This is a genomic window from Haliea sp. (assembly GCF_040222615.1).
Classification (GTDB): domain Bacteria; phylum Pseudomonadota; class Gammaproteobacteria; order Pseudomonadales; family Halieaceae; genus Haliea.
Genome location: NZ_JAVKCQ010000118.1, coordinates 1 through 5,785, shown reverse-complemented (window position 1 = coordinate 5,785; position 5,785 = coordinate 1). Strand labels below are relative to the sequence as shown.

General features: G+C 69.5%; 4 protein-coding genes. All 4 read right to left on the bottom strand.

All coding sequences use genetic code 11. The annotated features are described in order from the left end of the window. A partial coding sequence (locus tag RJQ10_RS09695; RefSeq protein WP_350146025.1) for a hypothetical protein occupies window positions 1–274 on the bottom strand: 274 nt, incomplete at its 3' end. Window positions 275–338: 64 nt separating this feature from the next. Continuing rightward, on the bottom strand, window positions 339–950 hold the full coding sequence (locus tag RJQ10_RS09690; protein WP_350146023.1) for a DUF6498-containing protein: 612 nt from the start codon (window positions 948–950) through the stop codon (window positions 339–341). Beyond that, complete coding sequence (locus tag RJQ10_RS09685) at window positions 938–4,090, bottom strand: UvrD-helicase domain-containing protein (protein ID WP_350146021.1); 3,153 nt, start codon at window positions 4,088–4,090, stop codon at window positions 938–940. Before RJQ10_RS09685 ends, RJQ10_RS09690 begins: the two co-directional genes overlap by 13 nt. Further along, on the bottom strand, window positions 4,087–5,785 hold a 1,699-nt coding region (locus RJQ10_RS09680; RefSeq protein ID WP_350146019.1), incomplete at its 5' end, for a PD-(D/E)XK nuclease family protein. The genes RJQ10_RS09680 and RJQ10_RS09685, both read right to left, overlap by 4 nt.

Sequence of the window (5,785 nt, the reverse complement as noted above, 5' to 3'; positions counted from 1 at the left end):
CGGCGATATGCCCCGCCTTCACCATGTAGAGCAGGTATTCGCGCAGGAAGTACATGATCGCGCCGGCGATGCCGAAGCCGATGATCCCGCCGTACATGCCGCCGGTGGCGCTGTCACCGGCAATCGAGCCAATGCCGTACCCCGTGCCCGCGCCGACGCCGGTCACCAGCACGTAGCCCAGGGTAATACCGAAGTAGATCAGGAAGCGGAAAACCAGAAACGGTGTGGTCCGCAGCAGCAGGCCGATGATTTCCCCGATATTGAAGTCTTTCATGCCTGTTAACCCCCATAGTTTTATTACTTGTGTCGCGGAGTAGACCCGATGCCTGCGCCGGGCGTCAAGCGGCGTTGGCCACCTGGGCCTGCAGCCGCCGGTGCTCGCGGCGGTGGGCGACAATATCCATACCCAGCTTGACCAGCACCAGGATGGCCAGCGCATACCCTGGCTGTCCCAGTGCGTTTACCGCGAAACCGCCGAACAGCACGGTCAGGTGGAGGACCGCCACCCGGGCATAGGGCGCGGACATAAGCTCGCGGGTGGTGACCTGTTCATACTCGCGCCGACCGATGAAGTTGACGAAGTAGGAAATCCCGTGGCTGGCCAGCAGCGCCAGGAACGAGGCTGCGAACATGCCGGACAGCTCGCCGCCACCGCTGTCCGCGCCGAACAAGGCGCGCAGGAAGATCAGGTGGCCAAAGGCAAACCCGCCGTAGTGGACACAGAAGAACGGGCCCAGGAACAGCACGCTGTAGTCGCCCCGGCGGCGCAGCAGCGTCCAGAAGCGGGCCAGGTTGAACACACCAATGATGATGTTTTCGGACCAGTACAACAGCAGCACTTCGTAAACGGACCAGTTGAAGAACAGCACCCCGCACAGTGGCAGGAGGTTGACGACAACCAGCGCCGGCAGCGCGACGCGGGCGTCCCCGAAACGCTTCACGGCCAGCATATTTCCACCAGCCCCCCGCTCACCCCGAAATGGATCCAGGTTCCCAGCACCGGTTTGCCGGAGGCGCGGGTGACGCCCTCGGCATAGGCCTGGAGCTGGCCGGAATACCCGAGCGCGACTTGCTGCCAGTCACTGCGGGCCCGCGGTGACGCCTTGTGGTCGATAACGACGTAGCCGTCTTCGGTCGCCAGCAACAGGTCGATCCAGCCGTCGACAATCTGGCCGCGGCGGTTGCGGAAGCGGACCGGGTGCTCCGGATACAGGGCGGTGGGGCGGAAGCGCGCGTTGATCGCCGCGAGCAGGCGGTCGCAGCACTGCTCGGCCGCAGCGCAGGGGAGGGTCTCTGTCACTCCGTAGTCTGCGAGGATGCGCGGCGTGTCGGCGTGGCCCAGCAGGCGGCAGGCAATCACCGCGTGCAGGGCGGAACCCAGGGTGGCCGGGTCGAAGTCGCCAGTGATGGCCAGGCGCTCGCCGAGCATCACCACCTCGCCGATCGTGGCCTCCGCCAGCGGCGCAAAGGCGGAGGGGCTCTGGCGCAGGGGCAGCAAGTCCGTCGCCGGTGCCGGGGTGGCGGGCCACTGGGGCTGGTAGGCGGGCGGTGGCGGGAGCCGGTTGTCCGCCGCCAGTAGCTGGCAGCGCGTCGGGATGGTGTTGCCATCGGGCAGTATCAGTTGCTCGCCGGTGGGCAGCATCCAGTCGGCGTTCAGGGTGTCCATCCACGGTCCGCCGATCGTCCTGCCCTCGCGGGTCAGGACCAGGGCATCGCGGGGCCGGGTCAGGCTCACATACAGCAGGCGCCTGGCCTCCTGGATTTCCCGGGCCAGGGCGGCCTGGCCCTCCGGACTGGCGGCGATGGTGTCCAGGGTCTCGATACCGGTGCTGTTGTTGCCGAAGAACGCGGGCCAGTAGCGCAGGCTGCGGTCGGCGAGCGGCGCGTCCAGGCTCACCGCTTGCGGCGAGGGCAGCACTGTCAGGCCCCACAGCCGCGGTTTCAGTTCACTGGCCAGGTCCATGGCGATCACCAGCGGCCACTCCAGGCCCTTGGCGCCGTGGTGGGTGACCAGCTGGATGGCGTCCTCGTCGCCGCCGCTGGCCTGGCTGTCCTCCCCGGCGTCCGCCAGCGCCTGCAGCCACAGTACCAGGCCGGTGGCGGTGGCCGGTTCGCGCTGGGCGCGACACTGTTCCAGATAGTCTTCGGCGTGGCCCAGCAGCGCCGCCAGGTTATTGAGCCGGTGCTGGCTGCGCTGGTGGGTGGGTCCCCAGCGAGAAGCGGTTTGCGCGACCGCCCCTGTATCCAGCGCGAGGCGCAGGGTCTCGACCGGGGTCAGGAAACGCAGCCGCTCACGGGCCGCGGCCAGCGCCGCCAGCGGGCCATCCTCGCGGTTTTCGCGCCAGCGGTGGGGTGCCGCCTCCGGCTCCGCCAGCCAGGCCAGGCGCTCGCCCAGCCACTGCTCGGGATTGTTGCACTCGGTCAGGCTGATGATCTCCGCCGAAGCCAGCGTGTCCGCCGGGTCAATCAGGCGCCGCAGGCAGGCCATGGCCAGGCAGCCCTCGGGCGTCGCCAGCAAGCCGTGGCGCTGGTAGCGGATGGGCAGCCGGGCGCTGGCCAGCGCTGACGCCAGGGCCGCGAGATTACTGTGGGTGCGACAGAGAATGGCGATATCGCGATACTGGATGGCGCGCAGTTGCCTGCTGTCCGGGTCGCAGACCTGGCGCCGGCTGTCCAGCAGTCCCTGTACTCCCGCGGCCAGCGCCGCGGCACGGTCGTCCCTGGTGCGCCCCTCCAGCTGCCAGCACTCCACCGCGGGCTCCGGCGGTGTCTCTTGTGCCGGGCGGGCGGGGCTGAGGGTGACCCGCTCGGCGGGCAGGGTGTCGGCAAAAGCGGGTGCGAACAGGGCGTTGCTGTACGCCACCAGTTCCGGGGTCGAGCGCCAGGACCGGGGCAGCACTTCGGGCAGACAGCCCTGCTCGCTGAGCCGCGCGACCACTGCGTCCATCAAGGCCGGGTCTGCGCCGCGGAAGCCGTAGATGGACTGTTTGATGTCGCCGACCCAGATCACCTCGTCCGCCAGCGCGGACAGCTTCAGGAACAGGGCCAGCTGGATGGGGCTGGTGTCCTGGAATTCGTCCACCAGCAGCAGCTGCAGTTCTTCGCGCAGCACCGCCGCCACTTCCGGGTGGTCCAGGAGCTGGTAGAGCCGCTGCTCCTGGTCGACGAAATCGATCAGCCCCTTGCGGGTTTTCAGCTGCTGGTAGGTGTCCAGGCTGGCGGCCGCGATCTGGAACACCTCGCGGCAGAACTCGGCCAGGTCCGCCTGCAGTTGCGGGTGCTGCTCGAAGCACGCGGCGACCGCGCTTACCGGCTCGGCAATGGCGCGGGATTTCGCCCCGGTCTTGCCCTTGGCCAGGCCGATCCATTCGGGCCAGGTGAGGCTGCGCTTGATCAGCGCCGCCTGGGCCTGTTGCAGACGGGACAGATAATCGGCGGTGGCCCGGGTGCTGTCCAGCCCGGTATCCAGCAGCGACAGCGCGTGATTGACTGCCGCCAGCAACTCGCCGCCCAGGTCGCGCCGGGTGGCCGCGGGGAAGTGGGCGAGGAGGGCGCTGGCGCTGGCGTCGCCGAGGTCGCGGATGTCGCCGGCGGACTGGTTGTTGGCCCGGGCCGCGTCGGCGATCTTCTTCACCTCCTGGCGCCACAGCTGCTGCCGGCTGCGCTGGTCGACGATCTGCAGCCGGTGGCTCAGGGCGTTCATCTTGCGCAGCCGTGGCCGGTCGTCCGCCAGGGCCAGCTCCATGGCCTGGTAGAACAGGACGTTGCCCTGGGCCTCGTCGATCACCTGTTGCTCCGGCGGCATGCCCGCTTCGAAGGCAAACCGCCGCAGCAGTTCGCCGCAAACGCCGTTGACGGTGCCGATGAGGGCCTGCTCCATGCGCATGGCGGTGCTGTGGGCGCCGGTCTCAAGCAGGGCCCGGCGCACCCGCTCCTGCAGCTCGCTGGCGGCGAGACGGGTGAAGGTGGTGGCAATCACGCCGGCCGGCTCCACCCGGCCCTCGGCCAGGCGCTCCCGCAGCTCCGCGGTGAGGCGGAAGGTCTTGCCACTGCCGGCGCCGGCGCTGATAAAGCGGATATTGGCGCTCACGCGTTGTCATCCCAGCCGGTCAGGGCCCGGTAGTCACTGAAAGTATCACTGGTGGCGGGCATGGGTAGCCCGTCCTCGCCGGGACTGGAGTTGGCGTCGGGCTCGGTGCCGGTGACCGTGACCTCGATCAGGCCGCGGTCAAACTGGGCCTTGCGCCAGTGCCAGGTGGCCTCGAACCGGCGCCAGTAGAGTTCCGGCGTCGCATCCTCCGGGGGTGCCAGGATATCGGCGTTGGGGAAGAACGTATGGTTCAGGCTCAGCATATGGGCATCGCTGACGATGAAATAGCTCAGGCAGGGTTTGGCGCGCACACCGGCGGCCCGGCGCAGCTGTGCGTAGACGGCAAGCTGCAGGAAACTGCCATCGAGCAGGGACTGGCGCCGGTACTTGCGCCCGCCCCACTTGATGTCGACCACGGCCTCGCGGCCGTCCGCGGTGAGCGCCAGCAGGTCGATGGACCCGGTCAGCTTGCCGCCGGCGAAGCTACCCTGCAGCAGCTGCTCCGTGTGTACGGCGACTACCCCGGCCTGCTGCAGGTGGTCCACCAGCGCCACCAGGGCTTCCTGCACCACGGTGATGAAACGCTCGCACTCGGCCTGGCGGCCCGCCTCCAGCAGCAGTGCCCCTTCCTGCTCCAGCAGCGGGTAGCAATGCCTGTCCACCCAGCCAAGGATGTTGCCGGCGACAATGTCCTGGATTGCGGGGTGCGCCCGAAAGAACAGTTCCAGTAGCCGGTGGGCGAGGTTGCCTTTCAGGGTCGCGCCATCGCTGACGGAGGCCAGAGCGCCCGGTCGGATGCGGGCGCCGTAGCGCAGCAACCATTCGTGGGGGCTGTGAATCCAGGCGTCCAGGGAGGAGTAGGACTCTGCCTCGCGCGCCGGGATCACCGTGGTCGCGGGCAGTTGCCACCAGCGGGACAGCGGCGGCAGGGCGCGAACGGCAAGCGGGCGGTGGGGAAGCTGCAGCGCGGTTGCGCTGGCGGGGTCCGTGGCGGCGAGCATAGGCAGGTCGTCGCACAGGCTGCGGAGGAGGTCCCACAGGGGGTGCTGCTGCGCGGCATCGCGGTGCAGCACCAGAGTGCATTGCGAGCGCGCGCTGAGCAGGGGCCGCTGCCAGGCCCGGGCCAGCCAGTCCAGTCGGGCCGTATCGTCGTGCAGCATCACGCCGGCGGCTGCCAGGGCCGCCCGCTCCTGACGCGACCAGGGCCAGCGTTGCACCCGGTCCGAGGCCTGGCAGTCCCACCACAGGACCCGGTCAACCGGGGCCGTAAAACTGCCGGCGTGGCTGGCGGCCAGGGCGCAAGGCACCCCGGCTGCGGTCTGGGCGCAGCGATCAGTGACCGCGCTGCCACTGCCGCGAACGTCCTCGATCAGCCGCAGCACATTGTCCCGGGTCAGCCGGTCGCGGCCGTGGGCCGCCAGTCGCTCGATCGCTTTTACCAGCTCCTGGGCCTGGTTGATGGCGGTGTTGTACAGGGTCTGTTGTGCCGGGTCCGTACTGGCTTCGCGCGCCGCCAGCAGCCACTCGGCCACGCGCCGGGCGCGGGTGGCGAGCTCGGTGCCGGGGACTCCCCGGTCCGGGGAGAACCGCTCCGGCTGCAGCCAGAAGTCGATGGCATCGCGGAGGCCGGCTGCGGGGGGCCGGGCGGCCCGGGCCGCGGCCCCCGGCCGCGCCCGGGGCGGGGGGCGCGGGGCC

Bases quoted from the DNA above. Each gene is read 5' to 3' on its own strand.
- RJQ10_RS09690 (WP_350146023.1), bottom strand. From the start codon at position 950: ATGCTGGCCGTGAAGCGTTTCGGGGACGCCCGCGTCGCGCTGCCGGCG.